The 22,124-nt window shown below is 48.8% G+C and carries 25 protein-coding genes and 1 riboswitch; of the genes, 17 read left to right on the top strand and 8 right to left on the bottom strand.

Annotated features, from left to right (window positions below; genetic code table 11):
• Nucleotide 1: 1 nt before the first annotated feature.
• From ACTL32_RS11260 to ACTL32_RS11250, 3 genes are all read right to left on the bottom strand, one after another.
• Nucleotides 2-154: a hypothetical protein gene (locus ACTL32_RS11260; RefSeq protein ID WP_441341571.1), complete on the bottom strand. Its 153-nt coding sequence runs from the start codon at nucleotides 152-154 to the stop codon at nucleotides 2-4.
• 145 nt (nucleotides 155-299) lie between these two features.
• Entirely contained in the window at nucleotides 300-731 is a 432-nt protein-coding gene (locus ACTL32_RS11255; protein WP_441341570.1) for a VOC family protein, read from the bottom strand.
• A gap of 224 nt (nucleotides 732-955) precedes the next feature.
• A complete protein-coding gene (locus ACTL32_RS11250) occupies nucleotides 956-1,558 on the bottom strand; it encodes a YdcF family protein (RefSeq protein ID WP_441341569.1) in 603 nt (200 codons plus the stop codon).
• 276 nt (nucleotides 1,559-1,834) lie between these two features.
• Between ACTL32_RS11250 and ACTL32_RS11245 the strand changes: the two genes are divergently transcribed.
• From ACTL32_RS11245 to ACTL32_RS11235, 3 genes are all read left to right on the top strand, one after another.
• Nucleotides 1,835-2,599, top strand: coding sequence for an SDR family NAD(P)-dependent oxidoreductase (locus ACTL32_RS11245; RefSeq protein ID WP_441341568.1), 765 nt, complete (start codon nucleotides 1,835-1,837; stop codon nucleotides 2,597-2,599).
• A gap of 87 nt (nucleotides 2,600-2,686) precedes the next feature.
• Nucleotides 2,687-3,211 carry an NUDIX hydrolase gene (locus ACTL32_RS11240; protein WP_441341567.1) on the top strand — a complete coding sequence of 175 codons (525 nt, stop codon included), beginning with the start codon at nucleotides 2,687-2,689 and terminating at the stop codon, nucleotides 3,209-3,211.
• The gene (locus tag ACTL32_RS11235; protein ID WP_441341566.1) at nucleotides 3,201-3,716 is read left to right on the top strand and encodes an NUDIX domain-containing protein; all 516 of its coding nucleotides are present in this window, start codon (nucleotides 3,201-3,203) and stop codon (nucleotides 3,714-3,716) included. Before ACTL32_RS11240 ends, ACTL32_RS11235 begins: the two co-directional genes overlap by 11 nt.
• A gap of 43 nt (nucleotides 3,717-3,759) precedes the next feature.
• Here ACTL32_RS11235 and ACTL32_RS11230 read toward each other — a convergent pair whose 3' ends face one another.
• Nucleotides 3,760-4,206, bottom strand: a complete 447-nt coding sequence (locus ACTL32_RS11230) for an SRPBCC family protein (protein ID WP_441341565.1) — start codon at nucleotides 4,204-4,206, stop codon at nucleotides 3,760-3,762.
• Nucleotides 4,207-4,587: 381 nt separating this feature from the next.
• Between ACTL32_RS11230 and ACTL32_RS11225 the strand changes: the two genes are divergently transcribed.
• From ACTL32_RS11225 to msrB, 4 genes are all read left to right on the top strand, one after another.
• Complete coding sequence (locus tag ACTL32_RS11225) at nucleotides 4,588-5,427, top strand: DUF4097 family beta strand repeat-containing protein (RefSeq protein ID WP_441341564.1); 840 nt, start codon at nucleotides 4,588-4,590, stop codon at nucleotides 5,425-5,427.
• A gap of 15 nt (nucleotides 5,428-5,442) precedes the next feature.
• Entirely contained in the window at nucleotides 5,443-6,282 is an 840-nt protein-coding gene (locus tag ACTL32_RS11220; protein ID WP_441341563.1) for an alpha/beta fold hydrolase, read from the top strand.
• Between the two features lie 244 nt (nucleotides 6,283-6,526).
• Nucleotides 6,527-7,033 (top strand): TlpA family protein disulfide reductase, encoded by a 507-nt coding sequence (locus ACTL32_RS11215; protein ID WP_441341562.1) that lies wholly within the window; start codon nucleotides 6,527-6,529, stop codon nucleotides 7,031-7,033.
• Between the two features lie 18 nt (nucleotides 7,034-7,051).
• Nucleotides 7,052-8,170, top strand: coding sequence for a peptide-methionine (R)-S-oxide reductase MsrB (gene msrB / locus ACTL32_RS11210; protein WP_441341561.1), 1,119 nt, complete (start codon nucleotides 7,052-7,054; stop codon nucleotides 8,168-8,170).
• A gap of 53 nt (nucleotides 8,171-8,223) precedes the next feature.
• Here msrB and ACTL32_RS11205 read toward each other — a convergent pair whose 3' ends face one another.
• Nucleotides 8,224-8,916: a LuxR C-terminal-related transcriptional regulator gene (locus tag ACTL32_RS11205; protein WP_441341560.1), complete on the bottom strand. Its 693-nt coding sequence runs from the start codon at nucleotides 8,914-8,916 to the stop codon at nucleotides 8,224-8,226.
• Nucleotides 8,917-9,079: 163 nt separating this feature from the next.
• On the opposite strand from ACTL32_RS11205, the gene ACTL32_RS11200 reads away from it, so the two are divergent.
• Entirely contained in the window at nucleotides 9,080-10,117 is a 1,038-nt protein-coding gene (locus tag ACTL32_RS11200) for a zinc-binding dehydrogenase (protein WP_441341559.1), read from the top strand.
• 530 nt (nucleotides 10,118-10,647) lie between these two features.
• Nucleotides 10,648-11,118 carry a hypothetical protein gene (locus ACTL32_RS11195; protein WP_441341558.1) on the top strand — a complete coding sequence of 157 codons (471 nt, stop codon included), beginning with the start codon at nucleotides 10,648-10,650 and terminating at the stop codon, nucleotides 11,116-11,118.
• Between the two features lie 75 nt (nucleotides 11,119-11,193).
• Here the strand turns inward: ACTL32_RS11195 and ACTL32_RS11190 are convergent, their stop codons facing one another.
• Nucleotides 11,194-12,093 (bottom strand): 3-hydroxyacyl-CoA dehydrogenase, encoded by a 900-nt coding sequence (locus ACTL32_RS11190; RefSeq protein ID WP_441341557.1) that lies wholly within the window; start codon nucleotides 12,091-12,093, stop codon nucleotides 11,194-11,196.
• A 367-nt stretch (nucleotides 12,094-12,460) separates the two neighbouring features.
• Between ACTL32_RS11190 and ACTL32_RS11185 the strand changes: the two genes are divergently transcribed.
• A complete protein-coding gene (locus ACTL32_RS11185) occupies nucleotides 12,461-12,808 on the top strand; it encodes a hypothetical protein (RefSeq protein ID WP_441341556.1) in 348 nt (115 codons plus the stop codon).
• A 166-nt stretch (nucleotides 12,809-12,974) separates the two neighbouring features.
• Here ACTL32_RS11185 and ACTL32_RS11180 read toward each other — a convergent pair whose 3' ends face one another.
• Complete coding sequence (locus ACTL32_RS11180; protein ID WP_441341555.1) at nucleotides 12,975-13,475, bottom strand: VOC family protein; 501 nt, start codon at nucleotides 13,473-13,475, stop codon at nucleotides 12,975-12,977.
• A gap of 314 nt (nucleotides 13,476-13,789) precedes the next feature.
• Between ACTL32_RS11180 and ACTL32_RS11175 the strand changes: the two genes are divergently transcribed.
• The 5 genes from ACTL32_RS11175 to ACTL32_RS11155 all read left to right on the top strand — a co-directional run bounded on the left by ACTL32_RS11175 (nucleotide 13,790) and on the right by ACTL32_RS11155 (nucleotide 18,977).
• Nucleotides 13,790-14,503 (top strand): hypothetical protein, encoded by a 714-nt coding sequence (locus tag ACTL32_RS11175; RefSeq protein WP_441341554.1) that lies wholly within the window; start codon nucleotides 13,790-13,792, stop codon nucleotides 14,501-14,503.
• A gap of 264 nt (nucleotides 14,504-14,767) precedes the next feature.
• Nucleotides 14,768-15,700: an oxidoreductase gene (locus ACTL32_RS11170; protein ID WP_441341553.1), complete on the top strand. Its 933-nt coding sequence runs from the start codon at nucleotides 14,768-14,770 to the stop codon at nucleotides 15,698-15,700.
• 684 nt (nucleotides 15,701-16,384) lie between these two features.
• Nucleotides 16,385-16,489, top strand: a riboswitch (SAM riboswitch).
• A gap of 134 nt (nucleotides 16,490-16,623) precedes the next feature.
• Nucleotides 16,624-17,469 (top strand): transporter substrate-binding domain-containing protein, encoded by an 846-nt coding sequence (locus ACTL32_RS11165; protein WP_441341552.1) that lies wholly within the window; start codon nucleotides 16,624-16,626, stop codon nucleotides 17,467-17,469.
• A 59-nt stretch (nucleotides 17,470-17,528) separates the two neighbouring features.
• Nucleotides 17,529-18,212, top strand: coding sequence for an amino acid ABC transporter permease (locus ACTL32_RS11160; RefSeq protein ID WP_441341551.1), 684 nt, complete (start codon nucleotides 17,529-17,531; stop codon nucleotides 18,210-18,212).
• A gap of 15 nt (nucleotides 18,213-18,227) precedes the next feature.
• A complete protein-coding gene (locus ACTL32_RS11155) occupies nucleotides 18,228-18,977 on the top strand; it encodes an amino acid ABC transporter ATP-binding protein (protein WP_441341550.1) in 750 nt (249 codons plus the stop codon).
• Nucleotides 18,978-19,408: 431 nt separating this feature from the next.
• On the opposite strand, the gene ACTL32_RS11150 is transcribed toward ACTL32_RS11155, so the two are convergent.
• The gene (locus tag ACTL32_RS11150) at nucleotides 19,409-19,918 is read right to left on the bottom strand and encodes a hypothetical protein (RefSeq protein ID WP_441341549.1); all 510 of its coding nucleotides are present in this window, start codon (nucleotides 19,916-19,918) and stop codon (nucleotides 19,409-19,411) included.
• Nucleotides 19,919-20,111: 193 nt separating this feature from the next.
• Here ACTL32_RS11150 and ACTL32_RS11145 point away from each other — a divergent pair, with 193 nt between their 5' ends.
• Nucleotides 20,112-21,005 carry an oxidoreductase gene (locus ACTL32_RS11145; protein WP_441341548.1) on the top strand — a complete coding sequence of 298 codons (894 nt, stop codon included), beginning with the start codon at nucleotides 20,112-20,114 and terminating at the stop codon, nucleotides 21,003-21,005.
• Between the two features lie 97 nt (nucleotides 21,006-21,102).
• A complete protein-coding gene (locus ACTL32_RS11140; protein ID WP_441341547.1) occupies nucleotides 21,103-21,990 on the top strand; it encodes a fructose bisphosphate aldolase in 888 nt (295 codons plus the stop codon).
• Nucleotides 21,991-22,124: the final 134 nt, after the last annotated feature.

Here is a 22,124-nt window from a genome sequence, read left to right as displayed (position 1 = left end):
ATTACCTGAAAATCCGGCTCAACAGCCGCTGCACTGCTCTGTTCGCCATGCGGCGCCCGATCCGTTTTCCGATCGTTCCGTTTCGGACTGCCCGCACATCTCCAAAAAACCGGTCGCTTTTATAAAGGATTCGTTGCAGTTTTCTTAATGCCATACCCAGCCTCCGTCCGTAAGTTTTCAAAAGGAAAAAAGGGTTCTGCATCCTTTTTACCCGCTATCCCTTCAATACGAACCTGCTGGCCGAAAGTTTCAACACAAACTAAGCGGGATAGAAAAATTCAATCCGCTTCCCTTCTGTATCAAGCCCGTTGATCTCTTCCGTCATCGTGGCTGAATTGCCAAGGAATCCCGAATTTGTCTTCCAGCATTCCGTAGCCGGAACTCCAGAACGTTTCCTGCATCTCCATCTGAATTTTCCCGTCCTTTCCGAGGCGGTTGAATTCCTCGGTCATTTTGTCCAGATCATCCGACACTACAGTGACGTTGATATTCTTGCCAAATGGAACGGTCGAGCCCGGCATGGCGTCTGAAAACATGACGGCACTGCCATGGATGTCGAGGCTGGTATGCATGACCAGGTTTTTTGCTTCTTCCGGGAGTTCCCAGCCTGGTTCAGGCGGCATATCTCCGAAGTGAGAGACTTCAGGCATCCCTGTTCCGAAAATGTTTGCATAATACTCCACAGCTTCCTGGCAGTTGCCATTGAAAATCATATACACGTTTACTGACACTTGAAAAACCCCTTTCAAATTTTATGTATGTCTTATTGAGAAAAATACGAACAAATATTCCCTTTAGGTTTTATTATACTCAATATCGTTATAAAGTAAAGTTAATTAACAGAACTTTATAACTGTTATTTATGTGTATTTTCATCTTAAAAATTCTGATGTTATCGATAGTTTTCCGGCTGCACAAAAAACGCCGTCCCTTTTGTGGACGGCGTTTCTATGTATTAGGGCGTGACTGCCAAGGTCAAGGCATACCCGACGTAACAGACGATTTCACGGATGAAGAACGGCATTTTCTCAGTGAAGGTCTGGTAGACAGAGCTTGTGGTCGGCGACGAATGCACTTGCTCCATCCCCATTTCGTGCGCCATCAGCAGCGCCCGCTTCATATGTAGAGGGTCGCTCACAACAAGAAAGCTTTCCAAACCGTTCTTCGCCGCAAGCTCGCCGGCGTATTGAAAATTCTCTTCTGTGACCAGCGATTTCAGTTCGACCAGGATGTCTTCAGCCGGCACGTCCAGCCCGAGTGCATAGTTCCTCGAAACTTCCGCTTCTGCCAAATCGGCGCCGTCGGTTTTCCCGCCGGTGAAGATAATTTTGTCGACAAAGCCGTTTTCATACAGCCACACCGAATGGTTGATGCGTTCACGCAACACAGGCGAAGGCTGATCGCCGATGACTTTCGTTCCAAGCACAATCGCCGCATCGGTTTTTACCAGCTCCGATTCTGCGGCGTAAGTCCAAATTCCATAAGCAGCAAATGCAGTAAAAGCGATGAGTGCTGCAAGCAGCATTCTCATTAATTTTCGCGCAAGGGTTTTAGGCAATATTTTTTCGTCCTTCGAATAAAGATTGATGTGTATCCGCGAGGCGGATTTTTCCTTTTTCATTATCATCCCAAACCGGCAGAAAGGAAAGAAGAAAATGAAAAATACATCAAATGCTCACAAAACAGGAAGAATGATTGAAAACCTCTCTTCTTTTCATCCGATGCAGGAGTTCCTCCCTCTCTATCGAATTCTTTGTTATTAAGGAGGATGCCCTGCGGCAGTCGCCATACCAATGGATCCATCACCAACAATTAGCTAGGAGGATGATCATTTATGGCAAGACTTGAAGGCAAAGTGGCAATCATTACAGGAGCAGGAAGCGGACAAGGGGCGGAGGAAGCACGTTTGTTTGCGAAGGAAGGCGCGAAAGTCGTGGCAACCGATATCCAGGAAGATAAGGTGAAGGCAGTCGCTGATGAGATCAATGCCCAATACGAAGGCGCCGCCATTGCAATGAAACAAGATGTGACGGATGAAAGGGTATGGCAAACAGTGGTTGAAGAAGCTGTCGCGAAATTCGGTAAAGTCGATATCCTCATCAACAATGCCGGCATCGGCGGTGCGGAAGGGTTCGGGAAAATCGATGACGTCGACTTGGCGGGTTGGGAGCGTTTCATGACCGTCAATGCAACGAGCAATTTCCTCGGCATCAAAAGCGTGGTACCGGAAATGCGAAAAAGCGGAAAAGGTTCGATCGTCAACATTTCCTCGATGGCCGGCATTGTCGGAGGTGCAGCGGGAGTCCACTACACAGCTTCCAAAGGCGCAACGCGGCTCTTGACCAAAGGAGCAGCTGTCGAACTGGGGCCTGACAATATCCGCGTCAATTCCGTCCATCCCGGATTCATTAATACACCGATGACTTCTGTAGTCCTGGACAATCCGGAAATGAAAGCCACCGCGTTGAAAGACATCCCGCTAGGCATTGTCGGAGAGCCTGAAGACGTCGCTTATCTTGTCCTCTTTCTCGCTTCGGACGAAGCCCGCTTTATTACGGGATCGGAATACATCATCGACGGCGGCCAGACAGCAAGGTGAATAAAGGATAGACATTCGCTGGATAATCTTGTAACATTTACAAGCCGCCCATGAAGGCGGCTTTTTTGATTGCGAGGAGGATGGATGATGGAACAATGGGATTTATACGACAAAAACCGGAAACCGCTTAGAAAATTGCATACCCGCGGCAGTGAATTGGCAGCCGGCGAATACCATACGGTTGTCGAGATTTTCACGGTCAATGCAGACGGACGGCTGCTCCTGACACAACGGGATCCGCTGAAAACCTATCCGTTGTTATGGGAAGGCACCGGCGGTTCGGTCACGGCAGGTGAAACCAGCTTGGAAGGAGCGCAGCGTGAACTCCAAGAAGAAACCGGTCTGTTCGCACCTGCAGAAGCGCTCGTCAAAATCGGCGGAATGCGCCATGAAACGTGTTTCAGGGATAATTACATATGGCGGAGCCTTGAGTTGATTGACCTTGCCGACCTGAAGTTGCAGCCGGGTGAAGTTTGCGGTGCGAGATGGGCCGGTCCTGATGAACTCAAAGATATGAACCGGCTGGGTTTGATCGTGCCGAGCGTCTGGAACCGCCTCCTTTTGTACCGGAAGGAAATCGAAGAATTGATGGGGTGCCGGAATGTATTTTGAAGAATCGCTGGGGTTGGAGACATTCAGCGCATCTGCTCCTCCCCGCTTCACAAGGCAGGCGGTGCGGGCAGTCATCTGCCAAGAAGAACATATGCTCATGGTCCGTTCGGAAAGCGGTGATTACAAGCTGCCGGGCGGTGGCATCGAGGGTACTGAAGGCCATGAACAAGCGCTGCGGCGTGAAGTGGCGGAAGAAACCGGTTTTCTTAATTGTGCCGTGGGGCAAAAAATTGGCACCATTACAGAACGATACCCCGACGCCTTTGTACCGGATGCCTATTTTGAAATGGTTTCCCATTATTATCTATGCGAATTGGGCGGCGCCAGCCAAGGTCCGCTCCGCCTCAGCCAGCAGGAACTTGAGCAGGGCTTCGAACCTGTCTGGATCCGCCCTGCAAAAGCGATCGTAAGGAATAGCGAGATTTTGCGCTGCAATGGAGCGAATCGGTGGATCCACCGGGAGAACTTCGTGCTTGCCCGTCTCCAGGAGGCGGCAAAAAACTGACCGGCGCTTCCCCGTCTTTTCCAGGAAGCACCGGTCCATCCCTTTAATCGCTTTCAGAGATGTCTTTTAAATTCTGCAGCGTCTGCTCCAATGAATTTCCCATCAGCTTTTTGATGTACAGCCGATTCGCCACCCGTGCCAGCAGGACACCGGGCAATTCATAATTCATTTCAACCGAGATGTCGACACCTTCTCCCTTCGGGATATACAGCCACGTCTGTTCTGCCTTGATCCCTCCGGTAATGGAAGCTCTCCAAATATAGCCGTCACCCCGATAGGAATTTTCCTCCACGAGAACGTGAATCGGCCATTCTTTCCCAAGCAGCGTGAATTCGAGATCCATGCTTGTCCCTTTCTTGCCGGTGCCGACCATGTTTTTGGCTTCGGACAAACCTGCATACCATTGATACCAATACCGCGGATCGGTTGCGAATCGGTGCACTTCCTCCGTCCGCCGGTCGATATAAATATTCTTCTTTAACGTCCACACCTTGCCCCCCTCCTTTCTTAGCCTGCTTCACTTCCTTCATTTCGCTTTGTTCTTGAAGACAAAATATACGATGAGAATAATAAGGACAAGTGCAGCTGCCATCAAAACAGGTGAAAACGGGATTATGCCTTCCATGGAATCACTCCCTTTTGTCAATCATACCGTAAGTTAAAGCTCTAATAAACTGATTTTTCTGATATCTATTAAATTTTGTGATAGAATCGGTGACATAGAAAAGATTCTACCCTTGACTCATTCGGAACGCTTTCAGCTATTCCAAGTCGACAGGTTAAGAGTGCTGCATCCTACAAGAAGGACTGGATGAACTTTGCTGCCGTTTTCGGCCTTGCCAAAGCATGTTTGAGAAAGGGGCATTCAGACATGAAAACCTTGATGAAGATTTTGATTGCCGCTGCAGTCCTTTTTCTGCTCGTTGCCGTTGCCATTCTTTTTGCCATCTACAATTCCGCTTCAGCCACCCAGGAAGTGCTCGAGGAAAAAACGTTTGGCGCAGAAATTGAAGAAATGGATATCCGGGTGGAGAATGCCCGTGTGGATCTTCTGCCCAGCAATGACAGCACGACCCGCGTCGTGCTCACAGGGAATAGCGATGAATTCACTTTGAATACTGGCATTTCAGGCAGCCGATTGACTATCGAAGTTGAGGACCGGTCCCGCTTGTTCGTATTCGGATTCCACCGCTCTTATTCGCTGCAAATCTATGTTCCGGAAAACGGGCTCGCATCCATCGCTGTTGAAAGCAATAATGGCACCATTCAAGCGGAAGAGATCCGGGTCACCAAACTATCGCTTGAAGCGGACAACGGGCGAATCGGGCTGAAAGCCATCCACAGCGAAAATATTCTAATCGAAACCGCCAATGGGGCAGTGAACCTAACAGAAATCAATGCCGACATTGCCGTCCGCTCCTCGAACGGGCGCATCGTCTTCACGGATGTAGCGGGTGCATTGCAGGCCAAGGCGAACAACGGACGGATCGAATTGAGTGTTGAGACGCTCGATTCCCCCGTTGATTTCGAAACAAACAACGGCCGCATTGAAATCCATACTGAAAACGAACCGGTCAACGCCCGCATCCAGGCCCGTGCTGAAAATGGAAGCATTGATGTGTACGGACGCGACTTAGGCCAAGTTAGTTTCGGGAATGGAGATATACTGATCAAGCTGGCTACAGAAAACGGCCGCATTGTTGTGGACTGAAAGGAGTGGGAGCTATTGCAGTTTGACTTCAAAAAAATGGTTTTGCCAAACGGCCGGGAGTTTTCCTATACTGAAACCGGGGACCCGCTCGGCATCCCGCTCATTTTGTTGCACGGCTTAGGAGATTCCTGCCGGACGTTCGAAGCGCTGTTCCCCCATTTCCCCGGCCGGATCCGCGCCATCGCTTATACGCAGCGCGGGCACGACGGCATCGACTTGCCAGATGCAACATACAGGGCCCGTGATTTTGAAGCGGATCTCTTGAAATTCATGAATGCTATGGCTCTCCAGAAAGCCTTTATCCTGGGGGCATCAAGCGGCGGTTTTATTGCGCGGAATTTCGCTGCCCGTTTTCCGAAGCGCGTGCATGGGCTCGTTCTGCTCGGGGCACCTTCAGCAATGGGCGACAAACCCGATGTCGTCGAAACTCAGGAGTCTACTTTTGCCCGCCTGAAAGATCCCATCAGCATGGATTTTATCAAAATTTTCACCGATGGCCTGCTTGTAAAGTCAATGCCTTCGAACTTTCTGGAACTGATGTATAGTGAATCGCAAAAGGTACCTGCACGCGTTTGGAAAGAAACCAGCGAAGCTTTGCTGAAAGAGAAGTTTCCAGGCATCCTTGCGCAGATAAAAGCTCCTACACTGATCATCTGCGGCGGCAAGGACACCATCGCTTCGCGAACTGACCAGGAACAACTGGCGCGCGCCATCCCGGACTCTCGCCTCACTGTTTTCCCTCAGCTCGGCCATCTGCTCTATTGGGAAGATCCCAAGAATGTCGCCAAGGAAATCACGTCATTTATTGAACAGGTCTGGTCGGGGCCGGAAGGAGCTAAATTCGAATATGAATAAGAATGCCAGCCAGCCGCTTCTAAACTCCAAGCGGACGGCTGGCTTTTTAGTGATCTAAATTCCATTCGGCTGCGTTTATAGGATATAACCACTTTTCACAGAAAAATTCACTGTTCCGCCTTAAAGCGGTTTTTTATTTCCTGTCTCTGAGAGTCTTCAATGTATTTTCTGACAATTCAGCTATATGATGAAAGTAAAATAAGAAGCTGCGTTCATCGGGCTTCCCTTCCAAAGGATGGTTGCGATGAAACTAAACATACAATTTTTGCTGGCGGCAGCGTTCGTTTTGGCATTAGCCGGCTGCTCGTCCGCGCCAAGCGCAAATAGCGGCGACGCCGCCCCCGAGTTTGAACTGGTGGACCTGAACGGCAAAAGCCATCAATTGTCGGAATATGAAGGCCAAAAAGTATACATCAAATTTTGGGCCTCCTGGTGTTCCATCTGCCTTGCGGGAATGGAAGAACTGAACACATTGGCCGGCGAGGAAAATGATTTCGCCGTCTTGTCCATTGTTTCGCCGGGTTCGAATGCTGAGAAGAACAGCGAATCGTTCAAGAAATGGTTTGGCGGCGTCGAAAACACCGAAAATATCGAAGTCCTGCTGGATGAAGGCGGTCCTGTCTTCGACGATTACGGCGTACTGGCATATCCGACTTCGGTCTATATCGGTTCGGACGGCGTGCTGGTGAAAAGCGCACCCGGCCATTTCAGCAACGAACAAATACGTGAAACATTCAAGACGATCCAATAACGAAAGGCGGAGTTCTTCATGACTACTAAACGCTTTCCAGCCTTTTTCACCTTACTGCTTTTGCTCCTGGTGCTGGCCGGCTGCTCGAATCCGCTGACCGGTGCAGCGCCTTCCGGAACTGCCGGCGATTCGGGATCTCGCTTTCCCGACAATCCGAACGAAGGCGTCACGTTCGATACGGAAAACCTCGAAGACATCTGGCTTGCGGGCGGCTGCTTCTGGGGCGTCGAAGCTTATATGGCACGGGTATACGGCGTCTATGACGTCACTTCCGGATACGCAAACGGCAACACGGAAAATCCGTCCTACGAAGATGTCACCCGCAGAGATTCTGGACATGCGGAGACGGTCCATGTACAGTACGATCCCGACCTCGTCAGCCTCGAGAAGCTGCTGTCGCATTATTTCATGATCATCGACCCGACGCTATTGAACCAGCAAGGCAATGACCGCGGCGAGCAGTACCGCACCGGCGTCTACTATGAAAACGAAGCGGACCGCGCCGTCATCAAAGAGGTTATGGCCGGAGAAGCCTCGAAATACGACGATCCGATCGTCACTGAAGTCGAACCTTTGGAGCATTATTATTTAGCTGAGGAATACCACCAGGATTACCTGGAGAAAAATCCTGACGGCTATTGCCATGTTGAATTTGATACGCTTGAGGATCAGGAAGTTCCGGCATTGATCGATCCGGCGAAGTATCCGAAACCGAGCGATGCAGAACTGAAAGCGAAACTGACCGAAGCCCAGTACAACGTCACCCAGAAAAACGATACCGAAACCGCCTATTCCAATGAATACTGGGATAATTACGAGCCGGGCATTTACGTCGATGTCGCCACCGGCGAACCGCTTTTCTCCTCACGCGATAAATACGATTCCAAATGCGGCTGGCCGAGTTTCACGAAGCCGATCGAACCCGATGTTGTAACGGAACATAAAGACACGAGCTACAATATGGTGCGCATCGAAGTCCGCAGCCGCTCCGGCGACAGCCACCTCGGACACGTCTTCAATGACGGCCCGAAAGACAGAGGCGGGCTGCGCTATTGCATCAACAGTGCGTCGATTCTCTTTATTCCGCAGGAAAAGATGGAAGAAAAAGGCTACGGCTATTTGGAAGGCATGCTTTAAAAAACAGGGAAGCTCCCTAGGTTGGGAGCTTCCCTGTTTTTATTTATGAAGGGTTAAGACAAAATCCCTTTCCTGAATAATAAGGCGATTGCATGGGTGCGGTTTGTCGCGCCCAGTTTCTTGATTGCCAGTTTTACGTATTGCTTGACGGTCAATTCACTGATCTCCAAAGCATCGGCAATTTCTTTCGTAGTATCCCCCATCGAAATAAACCCCATCACTTGAAGTTCACGTTTGCTGAGCAATTGCGGAGTGCTGTTGTGCAAGGAAGATTGCAGCATAATCCCCGTCTCCTCCCCGAAGCGAGTCATCTCGGCCAATAGCTCGTCGGTGAATGCTGCTCCCTCCTTGACATTCATACTGTAAATGAAACCCATTACGGCATTTCCGCTAAACAGCGGCACAATTAGGAATGAGGTCACTTTGGAATCGATGACATAATTGCTGCTCGTTTTTTCAAAGAGTTCGCGCCCTTCGTAGTATTTGGCCTTTTTCTCCCGGATGGCCGCCTCGATGGTCGGCAGCGTCCGGATATCGTAGCGAAGATCGTGTATGTATTTGATTTCATTTTGCTCCAAGGAAATGACACCTTCCCCCAAAAAGCCGATCGGAGAATAGCGGCAAAGATAAACGTCCAATACAGGAAAGACCTCTGAAAAAGCTTCAAGGGTTTCTATAATAACCTTTTCATGTGAAGGGTTTTTCTTGATAGCTTCCAGCCTCTCGTAAATGGTAGGTGTATGCATATGGTTTCTACATCCTTTCTAGGTAGTTGAAGCTTACTTATTAGGGAATATACCAAATTCTAAGAATATTATAACATTAGATTATGTTAGCGCTGACTTTTGGTTTATTTAATGGCAATCCATACACATCATTTTTCTTATAAAAAATTCAGGGGGAGATCTAATGAAAGCTCTGGTCATTGAAGATGTTCAAAAAGCAGTTGTTCAAGAGGTGCCAGCACCTACCATCGAAAAAGATGGGATTATCATTAAGACGATGGCGAATGGAGTCTGCAGAAGCGATTGGCACGTCTGGATTGGAGATCATGGGATTGTCCAGCCAATTATCGGGCATGAGTTTTGCGGAATTGTCGAAGAAGTTGGAAGCGATATCAAGAATTTCAAACGCGGAGACCGCGTCATCGTTCCATTTTCGGGAAGCGACGGAACATGTCCGCACTGCATAGCCGGGAACACGCAGCTTTGTGATTCGTTCATCGTTCCGGGGACTGCTTATCAAGGCGGTTACGGCGAATACGTGGCTGTGCCAAAAGGCGACCGCAATGTCATCCATTTACCGGATAACCTCAGTTTTTCTGATGCTGCGGCTCTTGGCTGCCGATTTATGACGGCTTATCATGGCATCGTCGACCGCGTCCATGTGCTTCCAGGCGAAAAGGTTGTGGTCTATGGCTGCGGCGGCATCGGCTTATCAGCTATCCACATCGCTTCATCTATGGGTGCTAATGTCATTGGCGTCGATATCAACGATTCCAATTTGGCGCTGGCGAAAAAACTTGGCGCGGATTATGTGATCAATAGCAAAAATACAGATCCGGTTGAAGCTGTCCAGGAACTTACCAAAGGCGGAGCCGATGTCTCGGTGGATGCGCTTGGCATCACCGAAACTTGCGTCCCTGCAATCAATAGCTTGAAAAAAGGCGGCCGCCATTTGCAGATCGGTGTGACTTCCAAGAAAGAAGCCGGTTTCATCTCCATTCCGGTTGATCACATGGTCCTTACGGAGAAATCATTTGTCGCCACTTTGGGCATCCCCGCTTCCCGATTCACGCCGCTTTTGGAGCAGGTAGCAATCGGCAAACTGCAGCCGGGCAAAATGGTGACAAGGGAAATCGCGCTTTCCGAAGTGGAAGGCATTTTCGAAGACATGTCCAATTTTGCAACGACAGGCACTTTTGTTGTAACAGACTTTCATGGTTGATTGTCAGGAGTGCAGATGCACTCCTGTTTTTTTATGAACCTAAAAGGGTTGCCTGTTTAGCTGCAACCCCACGAATGGTTATTGAATGTCTCGATTTCCATCTCCCGATATCTGGACTCCTAAGTTCCTAAAATGCAGTCCTTTGCCCCTGGCTCCCCCTCTAAATTGTCCTTTATCCCTAAAGCCCTCTAAACTTTTCTCTTTTTTTCACTATCCCCCTATATGAAATCCAGAAGGCAACTCGAGCACTAGCACCATCTTTTATTTTTCCATAATACTGAAATAAATTTTTTTATTTAAATATTCAAAAAACTATAGTAATTATTTGATATATGTTATAGAATGACCACATGAAATATCATATTTCTACTTTTTCTAGAGAAATCAGCAATATGATGTTTTTCGCATTTAAAGAACGGTCTAAGGAGGTCATATTCCCTCAAAGTGCATATTGATGAAAGTTTAAGACTCTACGCCCCTTCAGCCTAGAGGACAAACCCAAATCTATTTATGAAATGGAGAGAGAGAATATGAAAAAGTACATCACGATCTTAATGGCGCTTTTCTTAATCTTTGGGGCTTCATCAACCGCCTTGGCTAGTGGAGATCATGACGGCAAAAGGGATAGCGGCTACCATCATGATAACGACTACGACAAAAAACGCCACAACGATGATGACGATGACAAAGACCGGAACCGTTATGATGATGACAAAAAACGCGACCACGACAAAGATCGGAACCGTTATGATGACGATGACAAAAAACGCCATTATGACAACGACAAAAAAGACAAAAAAGACAAGAAAGACAAAAAACGCCACTATAAAGACGGCTATTTCAAACATGGCAAGTACTATCACAAAGATGGCTACTTCTATGAAAAGCATGGCAAGCATTTCCACAAGCTTGGTAAATATGTGAAGAAGCATGGGAAGTTCCATTACTACTTCTTTAAGAAACATGATCGGGACCGCGAGTACAACCGCCACCACCATTGAGATGAATGAACAGGAAGAACCAAGCCCCTTTTAACAGGTGCTTGGTTCTTTTTATATTCTATTAAGTTCCCTAAATCAGTTCCCCAAAAAATCCGGATCCATGAATGCCGGCTTCGGATACTTATAGAACCCTTCGCCAGTTTCGCGGCCGAGCTTTCCTTGGTCGATGTACTCGGTCTGCAGGAGCGCTGCGAGTTTCTTGAAATCTTCATTGCCGGTTGCCGCTGCTTTTGCCTGCACAATGTTATGAGCGGTCCGGATGCCGACGACGTCCAGAATCGCGAACGGACCAAGCGGTGCGCCTGTCGCAATCATCCAAGTCTTATCGACAGTCTGCACGTCCGCCACTTCTTTGACCAAGAGCAATTCTGCCGCTTCGAGGAACGGCACCAGCAGCGAGTTCAGTATATAGCCCGGCTGCTCTTTGTGAAGCGGCAAGGCGACCATGCCGATTGCTTTCGCGAATTCAATCAAATCGTTGAACACCTTTTCATCCGTCCCGGGATGCTTCATGATTTCCGCTGTGTTATTGATCCAGATGGTGTTGGCGAAATGGAGTGCCAGGAATTTTTCCGGGCGGCCCGTCGCTTCTGCAAACTGGCTCGGCAAGAGCGTCGATGAATTGGTCGCAAACACCGTATGCGCCGGAGCGATTTTTCCCAGTTCCTGATAGAATTCCATCTTGATTGCTACTACTTCGGGAATCGCTTCGATGACCAGGTCCGCTTTTGAAACGGCTTGCGCTAGGTCAGTTTGGAAAGCCATACGGCTGTAAGCTTCCTCCACTTCCGCGTCAGTAGCTCCAAGATCGGCTTTGTAATTCTCCTTCAGTTTTATGATCCGGCCTTTCGCTTTTTCCAGCGCTTCATCGTTGAGGTCATAGACCGTAACTTCAAATCCTTTGAACGCAGTCTGAAAAGCGATTTGGCTGCCGAGCACTCCGCTCCCGGCTATGATAATATTTTTATAATCCATGTGTACATGTCTCCTTTGAACAGAATAATACTGGTTTTCCCTCAATATCCGGTTTAAAACGCAAGGGGGGTGATGAAGCTGCATGCCTGCAGCGGACTTGTATTCTTTTCTTTTCAATCGTGCAGTAATAAATCAAAAACGAATTGATAATAATATTTTTAATTTTCTGATTACTATAGTATTTTTTTGATATTTGTGTTAAAATAGCCGCGTACATATATGCCTGAAGTGTAAAAAGGCATAAAAGCACGTCATTTTGTTTCTTTGGAGGTGGTTTGCTTCACGCCGGATAATAGGAGAAGGTTATCTCTAAGCCACGGTTGCCTGGAGACTAAACGAATTCTATTAAGAGATGGAGAGAACAGCCATGAAGAAGCTTCTTGTGGCTTTAACAGTTATTGCCCTTGCATTCGGAGTTTCCTCTCCTGCCTTTGCAGCCGACATCCAGGCTACGGATTTCAAAAGCGCTTATCAAGCAGATCATGACAACATGAAAGACGGCAGCGGCAAGGTTGACAACGGCATCCATGAACGCCATGCCCTTCATGCTTACTGCTACACAATTGGCGGAAAAGAAGTCCATCGCCACCATCATCCTTATCATGAATATGACCGTAACGGAGACGGCCATCTTGATTTTCAGGAAAATTATGATGGCGATGACGTCCATAACGATCAAATGGACCACCACAAGCGCCATAACAGACATTATTGAAGTGAAAGGATCATCTTCCTACAGGAAGATGGTCTTTTCTTTCGCTCCTGGTCTGTTTTTATTCGCTATATGTGTAAAGCATCTCCCAAATGCCAAGAAAAGGCCCGCTCTCCGGCGTGTCCACCGGAAAGCGGACCTTTTACCAAGCCGCCTTCTTATGTTGATTTTATCCCTCGTATGCCTTTTGAAGTTCTGCCAGCTCCAGTTTCTTCATCTGCAGCAACGCGCGCATCACCCGGTCAGCCTTGACGCTATCTTCATCCATCAGCATTTCATTCAGCTGGACCGGCACCACTTGCCAGGACACGCCGAACTTGTCCTTCAGCCATCCGCAGACTTGCGCGCTTTCGTCTCCCCCTGCCGTCAGCTTGTCCCAGTAATAATCCACTTCTTCCTGGGATGTGCAGTTGATGATGAAGGAAACGGCTTCATTGAACGTGAATGCGTCCCCGCCATTCATGGCCGTAAATTCCTGGCCGGCAATCTGGAACTCGATCGTCAGGACAGTCCCTTCCGGCATGCCGTGGATTTCAAACCCTTCTTTGGAGTACCGCGTCATCCTGCCAATTTTCACGTCTTCAAAAATGGAAGCGTAATACTGCACTGCTTCTTCCGCTTGGGTGTTGAACCAAAGATTCGGTGTGATTTTTTGGATTTTAGGTTCCATGACGGTCCCTTCCTTTTTTATAAGAAGCGGCTATGTATTTTCCCCCTCATTCTACACCTCATGGCCCATGAAATCATGCCCGGAAAACTTCAAAAATATATTTAATTAAATATTCAAAATATATAGTATTTTTTTGCTAAATATTATATAATGACGTCAGATATATCAAATTATTATTCACATCAGCCGTATGAAAGGAGGCCGTGCCTCTCGGGATAGCAGATGGATAATCCAGTTTCTTCTACGCAGATGCCAAGAGAAAAAAGGCAATATCCAACGCGAATAAATCCTATAAAAAGAGGGAGAAATTGAAAATGAAAAAGTATCTTATTCTTCTGCTTGCGGCTTTCCTAGTATTCGGGTTCTCATCCGCTACCTTAGCAAGCAGCGATAACCATAACAACAACTCAACACATGAAAAAGTGACCTATCATAAAGGCGTCACGACAATCGTTACTACCACAAAAACCGTGAAGCATGACAAGATTGTCAAAACGGATAAAAAAGTCGATTACTACACTGAGAAAAAACACAACAAATCCACATTCAATAAAACCGAAGTGACAAAAACAAAAGAACATCATCCACAGCATGACTGGTATCGCTTCTTGGAAACCGCTACCACTTACAAAATCACAAAGCATGAATCTTGGGATGAAGTGAAGAAAGTCACGACCTTCACGAAAAAGATAACACCTGTGAAGATCACTAAAAAAACAGTACGCACTGTCAAATACCATGGCAAACCAGGCCATCTGGGCAAGAAAATCAGCGACGACACTAAAGTTTATGTCGACAAGAAATTCGGCAAAACAGAAGTGAAAGTCACAAAAGAAACCGAGTTCTTCAAAAAGAACTACAAAACGTACTATGACAAAGAAGTCATCGACGTTAAGAAAACCTATGGCAAATGGATCAAAGACGAAGATTGGAAAGATGACAACGGCAAAGACAAAGATAACGGAAAAGACAAGGATACTGGAAAAGGCAAAGATAAAGGAAAAGGCAAGGGCAAAGATAAAAGCTGATTCTGCGGCATCGAGTGCCACGGTGAAAGTGGACGGCTAGATGAAGAATTAAAGAGAATCGAGCTTGTATATTGGGCTTGGTTCTCTTTTTGCTGGGCTGCTGATTTCTTTGGAACCAGCGAACGGACTTTACAATACAATGAATTTCTGTGATTTTCATTAATAAACCGTATGGCTCTTCTACATTAAAAGCCGCCTCTTCCCTCCGGTTTTATTCCATAACCTGGTTTTTGCCGCTGCATGTTATAATTCTTTCAGAATCCAATGCAGATAATTTCAGAATCGGGAGTTGATCGTGTGGAACAGCAAGACCTGGCCGGAAAAACGGCCATTATCACAGGCGCCAATAGCGGCATCGGGCTGGAAGCGGCAAAAGTGCTGGCAGGACGGGGCGTGCGGATCATCATGGCGGTGCGCAGCCAGAAAAAAGGCGAAGCGGCGAGAAGCGGAATCCTCCGGCTTCATCCTAGTTCGCTCGTTGAAGTGATGCATCTGGACGTCGCAGACCTTGAAAGTGTCCGATTTTTCTCGGAACACTTCCGGAGCCGGTTCGATTCGCTCGATTTGCTGATCAACAATGCCGGCGTCATGATGCCGCCTTATACGAAAACGAAAGACGGATTCGAGCTGCAGTTCGGCGGCAATCACCTCGGCCACTTCGCGCTGGCGGGCCTTCTTCTTCCATTGCTCGAGGGGACCCCGGGATCGCGCATCGTTACCATCGGCAGCCTCGCCCATAACCGCGGCGCTATCGATTTCGGCAACCTGGACGGCTCACAAGGCTATAAGGCGAAGAAGTTCTACAACCAAAGCAAGCTCGCCAATATGCTGTTTGCGATGGAGCTCGACAAGCGGCTGAAAGCGCATGGCTACCAGATGATCAGCGTCGCCTGCCACCCCGGCGTTTCTGCGACGAACATCTTCAAGCTCGGCAAGCGGGACGCGCCTGAGCTGCTGAGAAATTATGCCAACCGCTTCCTCCAGCCTCCTGAAATGGGTGCACTTGCTACCGTCTATGCGGCCACCATGCCGCATTTGACCGGCGGTGAATACATCGGGCCAGACGGCAAAGGCAATCGCAAAGGCTTCCCTGCGCTCGAGCTGCCCCACCCTTCAGCGCTTGACCGGGCGGCGGCGGAAAAGCTGTGGGCCGTATCGGAAAAACTGACCGGCGTCGTGTTCCCTTTCGACAAATAAAAGAAGCAGGAGAAGAAAGCATGGCTTTTCTTCTCCTGCTTTTTTTATAGTTTCATTAAAATACTGGATGACGTTTCAAGAAAGTCGGCTCTTCATTAAATTTTGTCGAATTTTGTTGAACGAGCGTAAATGGCCGATGAACGAGCGTAAATTTTTTTGAGCGAGCGTAACATCTTCGCGAAAGAGCATAAGCGGTCCACGAACGAGCATAAATTTCTCTAAGCGAGCATAAAAGACGGATGCCAAAAGAATTGGCGCTTTTCGCAGCGCGAAAAGCATGAAACCAAGGGGCTTAGGTTCCGATTTTAGTGTCGAATTTTGTTGAACGCAAATAACCGGCCCACGAACGCAATTAAAATTGTCTGAAAGCAAATATTTTGAAGGCCTCTTCTCTGCAGTCGATTTCTTCCAAGTAAATCGATTAAACTTTAGAGTCGGCCAGTCTTCTGCCGCCTCCATCTTCTTCCGGGGATGCCTAGACCTGACTTCTCACCACACTTTCCGATTCATTTCCAAGCACCTTTAACCCTTTCAGCGCTTGCCTTTCAATCGGTGAACTATTCCAATTATTTGTAAGGGCTTTCATTTCGAAATTAAAATATTTCCAAAAAATTCGCTTGAAAATTCTGTTGACGCCCTATCTTAACGGTGGTAATCTTACCGTTATAGCTGAATAGTGATTCGTTCTTATCATGAGAGGTGGAGGGATTGGCCCTGCGAAACCTCGGCAGCGGACTCGGAAACGAGTACTGTGCCAAATCCAACAAGCAGAAGCTTGAGAGATAAGAAGAGCAGGACATTTTTGTATTTCAAATGCCAACCTCTTCTTATGGAAGAGGTTTTTTGTTTGTCCGAAACTCATGAGAAGCTGCAATTCTGTAAAGCTAAAACCAAGTAAACTGATATGAAAGGATGGTAAAAAAATGAAAATTAAACACAGCACTTTATTGGTCTTATTAATTGCAGCAATCGGTCTTTTGCTGGCGGCTTGCGGCAGCAAAGAGTCCAGCAGTTCGGCGGTCGCTTCTGAAGACAAAGCCCCAAATTCGTGGGAGCGGATCGAAGAAGCTGGCAAAATCGTTGTCGGCACCGAAGGACTTTATTACCCGATTACATACCATGACGAAACAACAAAAGAACTGACAGGCTATGACGTGGAAGTCGCCCGCGCATTGGGTGAGAAACTGGGCGTCGAAGTCGAGTTCAAGGAAATGGAATTCGATGGCCTCTTGCCGGCCCTGCGGAATGGGCAGATCGACATTGCGGCCAATGATTTTGCCGTTACCGATGAACGCAAAGAAAAATTTGATTTCACGGTGCCAATCAAACATTCTTACGGCTCTGCGATTGTCCGGGAAAGCGATAACTCAGGCATTGAATCCGTGGAAGATTTGAAAGGCAAGAAAGTCGGCGGTTCGGCGACCAGCAATTACGCGAAGTACGCACGCGAACAAGGCGCGGAAGTAATCGTCTATACCGGTTCTGACACAGTCCTTCCGGAAATCGTCAACGGCCGCGTGGACGCGACGCTGAACGATTACCTCGTACTGAAGCGCTCGCTCGAGCAGTACGACAAGCCCGGCCTGAAACTAGCGGAAGGCGTGAAGTTCTCATTCAGCAGCAGCGCGATCGTCCTGCCGAAAGACAGCCCGGAACTGAAGGGAAAAATTGATGCTGCACTGGAAGAACTGCTCGCTGACGGAACGCTTAAAGACTTGTCCATCAAATTCCTCGGCGACGATGTCACCCAGCCCCTGGAAAAGGAATAAACCCTTCGGGGAGCCTCCGGGTTCCCTGTTCATACATAATTACGTAAAGGAGTCTTCAGATGGCCGACTTTAAATGGGAATATCTTTTTAATATCGAAATTGCGCTGGACTCCCTCCCCTATATTTTAATGGGAGCGCGGGACACCGTATGGATCGCGTTGATCAGCATGTTTTTCGCATTGGTCTTCGGCTTGTTTGTCGCCCTTGCCCGCATGAATAAATTCAAATTGCTTTCATTCGCCGCCCGCTTGTTCATCTCGTTCATGCGCGGCACACCCTTGCTGGTGATTTTGTTCATCCTCTATTTCGGCTTGCCGATGGTCGGCATCGAGATGAAGCCGCTGACCGCCGCCATCATTGGCATCAGCGTCCATTTTTCCGCCTATACGGCGGAAATCATCCGCTCCGCCATCTCGTCGGTCGCCAAAGGCCAATGGGAAGCGGCCGAAACCTTGCGCTTGAGCTATTGGCAGACGCTGCGCCGCATCATCCTTCCGCAGGCTACGCGCATTGCGCTGCCGCCGCTGTCGAGCGTCTTCATGGACATCATCAAAGGGACGTCGCTGGCGATGGTCATCACGGTGTCGGAACTGTTCTACCGCGCCAAAGTCATCGTCGGGCAGACCTATGAAAGTTTGACGCTGTATATTCTGGTGGCCCTGATCTATTGGGGGCTGTGCACAGTCGTCACCCTGCTGCAGGACTATCTGGAGAAAAAAGCCAACCGCTATGTCACAACCTGATTGGAGGGAAAACGCATGATCAAAGTGGAAAACTTGAGCAAGAAGTTCAAAGACAACGAAGTGCTGAAATCGATTTCGCTCCAGATCCAAAGAGGCGAAGTCGTCAGCATCATCGGTCCTTCCGGTTCCGGGAAAACGACGCTGTTGCGGTGCTTGAATCTACTCGAAACCCCTTCTGCGGGTTCGTTGCAAATCAACCAGGTGCATGTGGCGTTCACCGGGAAAGCCCCAAGCAAAAAACAGAAAACCGACATACGGCAGTATTCCGGCATGGTCTTCCAGCATTTCCACCTGTTCCCGCATAAAACGGTCATCGAGAACATCATCGAAGCGCCGCTCATCGCACAGAAACGGGACAAGCAGGAAGTCATTGCCGAAGCCGAAGCGCTGCTGGCAAAAGTCGGGCTGCTCGCCCATAAGGACCAGTATCCCGAGCAATTGTCAGGCGGACAGAAACAGCGCGCCGCCATCGCCCGCATCCTCGCGCTGAAACCGGACCTCCTGCTGTTCGACGAACCGACCTCCGCACTCGATCCAGAGCTGGTCGGCGAAGTGCTGACGGTCATCCAGGAACTCGCGCGGGAAGGCCAGACAATGGTCATTGTCACCCACGAAATGGATTTTGCCCGCGACGTGTCCGACCGCGTCATCTTTATCGATGGCGGCCATATCGTCGAACAAGGAAAACCCGAAGACATCTTCACCCGCCCGACCGAAGTGCGCACGCAGCAATTCTTGCAAAAAGTGCTCCGCCGCGGTGCATGAACGACTAGGGGCTGTCCAAAAAGGCTGCTGTCCATTGCGGCGGACGCTTTCCGCGGGCTTGCGATGAACTAACAAAGAACTTGTGCTCCTGCGCAAGCTCGTCGCAAATGCTTGCCCTCGCGAGCTTCGGTCAAGCATTGACTGGCGTCCGAGTTAATTCGGCACTTCGCTGGCCCGCTGGAAAGCCAATGAGCGAAGGTAGTTCGGTCATTGGCTTTGCGACGAAGTGCGCAGCACTGCAACGGTTTTTCATGTCCCGAAGCTAGCGCAGCGATGCAGGGACAGGAGCACAATGTTTGCACTCGCCGCCTCCATTCCCATCAGCCGTTATAGAATAAGGAAAAGACCAGAGGAGAAAAGCATTGTTTTTCTCCTCTGGTCTTTTCGTTTTGGGCTTTATAGACAGCCCCTTTTTATTGCTTATGTATATCTTAGCTTTTGAACTCGTGTTTCTGCGGTCCGTCGATCATGGCTTCTGTTATCCGGACGAGGGACCAACTCAGTACAGGTATCCCGACGATATATTTATAAGCCCTTACGGTCGCCGGATCTTTTAGGAAGCCAGAATCAGCCAGTAAACTAATGGCCTGGACAAGTGTAAGGGCGATAAAAAACAGAATTCCTACAATTAATATTGCATTCGACAGAAATTTTAACGGCTCGATATCTTTTGTAAGGAACGCATACAAAACAAAACTCATAAAATAAGAAATGGCAATCCACTCTGCCTGCATAAAAGCTGATAACAAAAAAGCGGCTGCTGCCCATATCACTATATGGGTCTCGGCGTCTTGTTCTTCCGGGCGCCTCCCTCTTCTGCGCGACCGGCTTCTTTTGATTTTTTTAAATCTGGGGATTCTTGTACGTGCGGAGCTCTTCTTCTTGTTTGAATCTCCCAACATGCCGCCATCATATCCGCCGCTTCCCCACTCTTCACTCATTCTCTATTCCTCCGTTTATTCGATTGAAGCATGTTCTGTACCCGTTCCGAACTGCTGATGCGGGTTCTATTCTTCTGCTTCAATTATACCATTAGCAAAATGCCGATGAATCCAAAAAGCCTTCCCATTTGTTCCTCACGCTCCCTAATGATACGTTTAGAAGAACCTTATACAGAAATTAGGAGCTGATGTTATGAACCCCAATTTATTATCCGGAAAAACCGCCATCATCACGGGGGCGAACAGCGGCATCGGGCTCGAGACCGCAATGGTTTTTGCAGCACGCGGCGCCCGGATCATCCTCGCGGTGCGGAATACCGAAAAAGGACAGGCTGCACGCGACGCTATCCTGAATATGAACCGCCAAGCGGACGTGGAAGTCATGCAGCTCGATTTGTCCGATCTTGAAAGCGTCCGGTTTTTCGCGGAAAGTTTCCGCAGCCGGCACGATTCGCTCGATCTGCTGATCAACAACGCGGGCGTGATGACACCGCCTTACTCCAAAACAAAAGACGGCTTTGAGCTGCAGTTCGGCAGCAACCACTTGGGCCATTTCGCTTTGACCGGCCACCTGCTGCCGCTTCTCGCAAAGACCAAGGACGCGCGCATTGTCACGGTCAGCAGCCTGGCCCACCGCGGCGCCAGCATCTTCTTTGACAACCTCGATGGTTCGAACGGCTACAAAGCGATGAAGTTCTATGGGCAAAGCAAGCTGGCCAACTTGATGTTCGCGCAAGAACTCGACAAGCGCTTGAAAGCGCACGGCCTTTCCGCCATCAGCATCGCATGCCACCCGGGCATTTCCGCGACGAATTTATTCAAAATCGGCAACCGGGACGCCACTGGCATTTTCAAAGGCCTCATGAACCGGTTTTTCCAGCCGGCGCATATGGGCGCATTGCCGACCATCTATGCAGCAACCGATCCTTCCCTGAAAGGCGGCGAATACATCGGCCCCGACGGCAAAGGGCGCCGCAAAGGATTCCCGGCGATTGACACGCCGCACCGTTCCGCAGAAGATGAAGCGGCGGCACAGCGTCTGTGGGGCGTTTCAGAAGACCTGACAGGGGTAAGGTTTAAATGGTGAAACATTTTGATGAAACTGTCTTTTATTGATAAACTAATCAATGAAAGGCTTTCGTTTAGAGCAAATTTCTAAAAAATTTATCTAAGGAGCTGGGATCATGAATCAACAACAATTCGATCGTGTGAAGAACGGGAAAGGCTTTATCGCCGCACTAGACCAAAGCGGCGGCAGTACGCCAAAAGCGCTGAAGCTTTATGGCGTCAACGAAGACCAATATTCCAATGAAGACGAAATGTATGACCTGATCCATGAAATGCGCACACGCGTCATGACTGCCCCATCGTTCACGTCGGATTCAATCATCGGAGCGATCCTATTCGAACAGACGATGGACCGTGAAGTCGAAGGCAAATACACGCCGGATTATCTATGGGAAGAAAAAGGCGTCGTGCCGTTTCTGAAAGTCGATAAAGGCTTGGCCGATGAAGAAGACGGCGTGCAGCTGATGAAGCCGATTCCGAACCTGGATGACCTGTTGAAACGCGCCAATGAACGCAATATCTTCGGCACGAAGATGCGCTCGGTCATCAAAGAACCGAACCCGGGCGGCATCCGCAAAGTCGTCGAGCAGCAATTTGAAGTGGCGAAGCAGATTCTCGCAGCCGGCCTGGTGCCGATCATCGAACCGGAAGTCGATATCCACAGCAAAGACAAGGAAAAATCCGAGGAATTGCTGAAACAGGAACTCCTCAACTTGCTCGATTCGCTCGGCGAAGACGAGAACGTCATGCTGAAGCTGACAATCCCGACCGTCGACAATTTCTACAAGGAATTGATCGACCACCCGCGCGTCATCCGCGTCGTTGCCCTTTCCGGCGGCTATACGCGAAACGAGGCGAATGAAAAACTGAAAGCCAATAACGGCCTGATTGCGAGCTTCTCGCGCGGATTGTCCGAAGGCGTCAACGCCAGCCAGTCCGATGAGGAATTCAATGCAATGCTCGCAGATTCAATCCAGACGATTTATGAATCTTCGATTACATGAGATAAGTGAAGGAGCGTCTTGCAGCCGAAGAGGCTGCAGGGCGTTTTTTGTTGAGTTGGACTCATATGTATCGAAAAATAAGGAATCATCTTTTACTCCGCTCCGCCCGCTTGGGGCATAGCTACCGCAAGAAG

It is taken from the genome of Planococcus sp. FY231025 (assembly GCF_052078085.1).
In the GTDB taxonomy this organism is placed as follows: domain Bacteria; phylum Bacillota; class Bacilli; order Bacillales_A; family Planococcaceae; genus Planococcus.
Note: the sequence above shows the minus strand (reverse complement) of the source record. Positions and strands in the feature narration are given on the sequence as shown.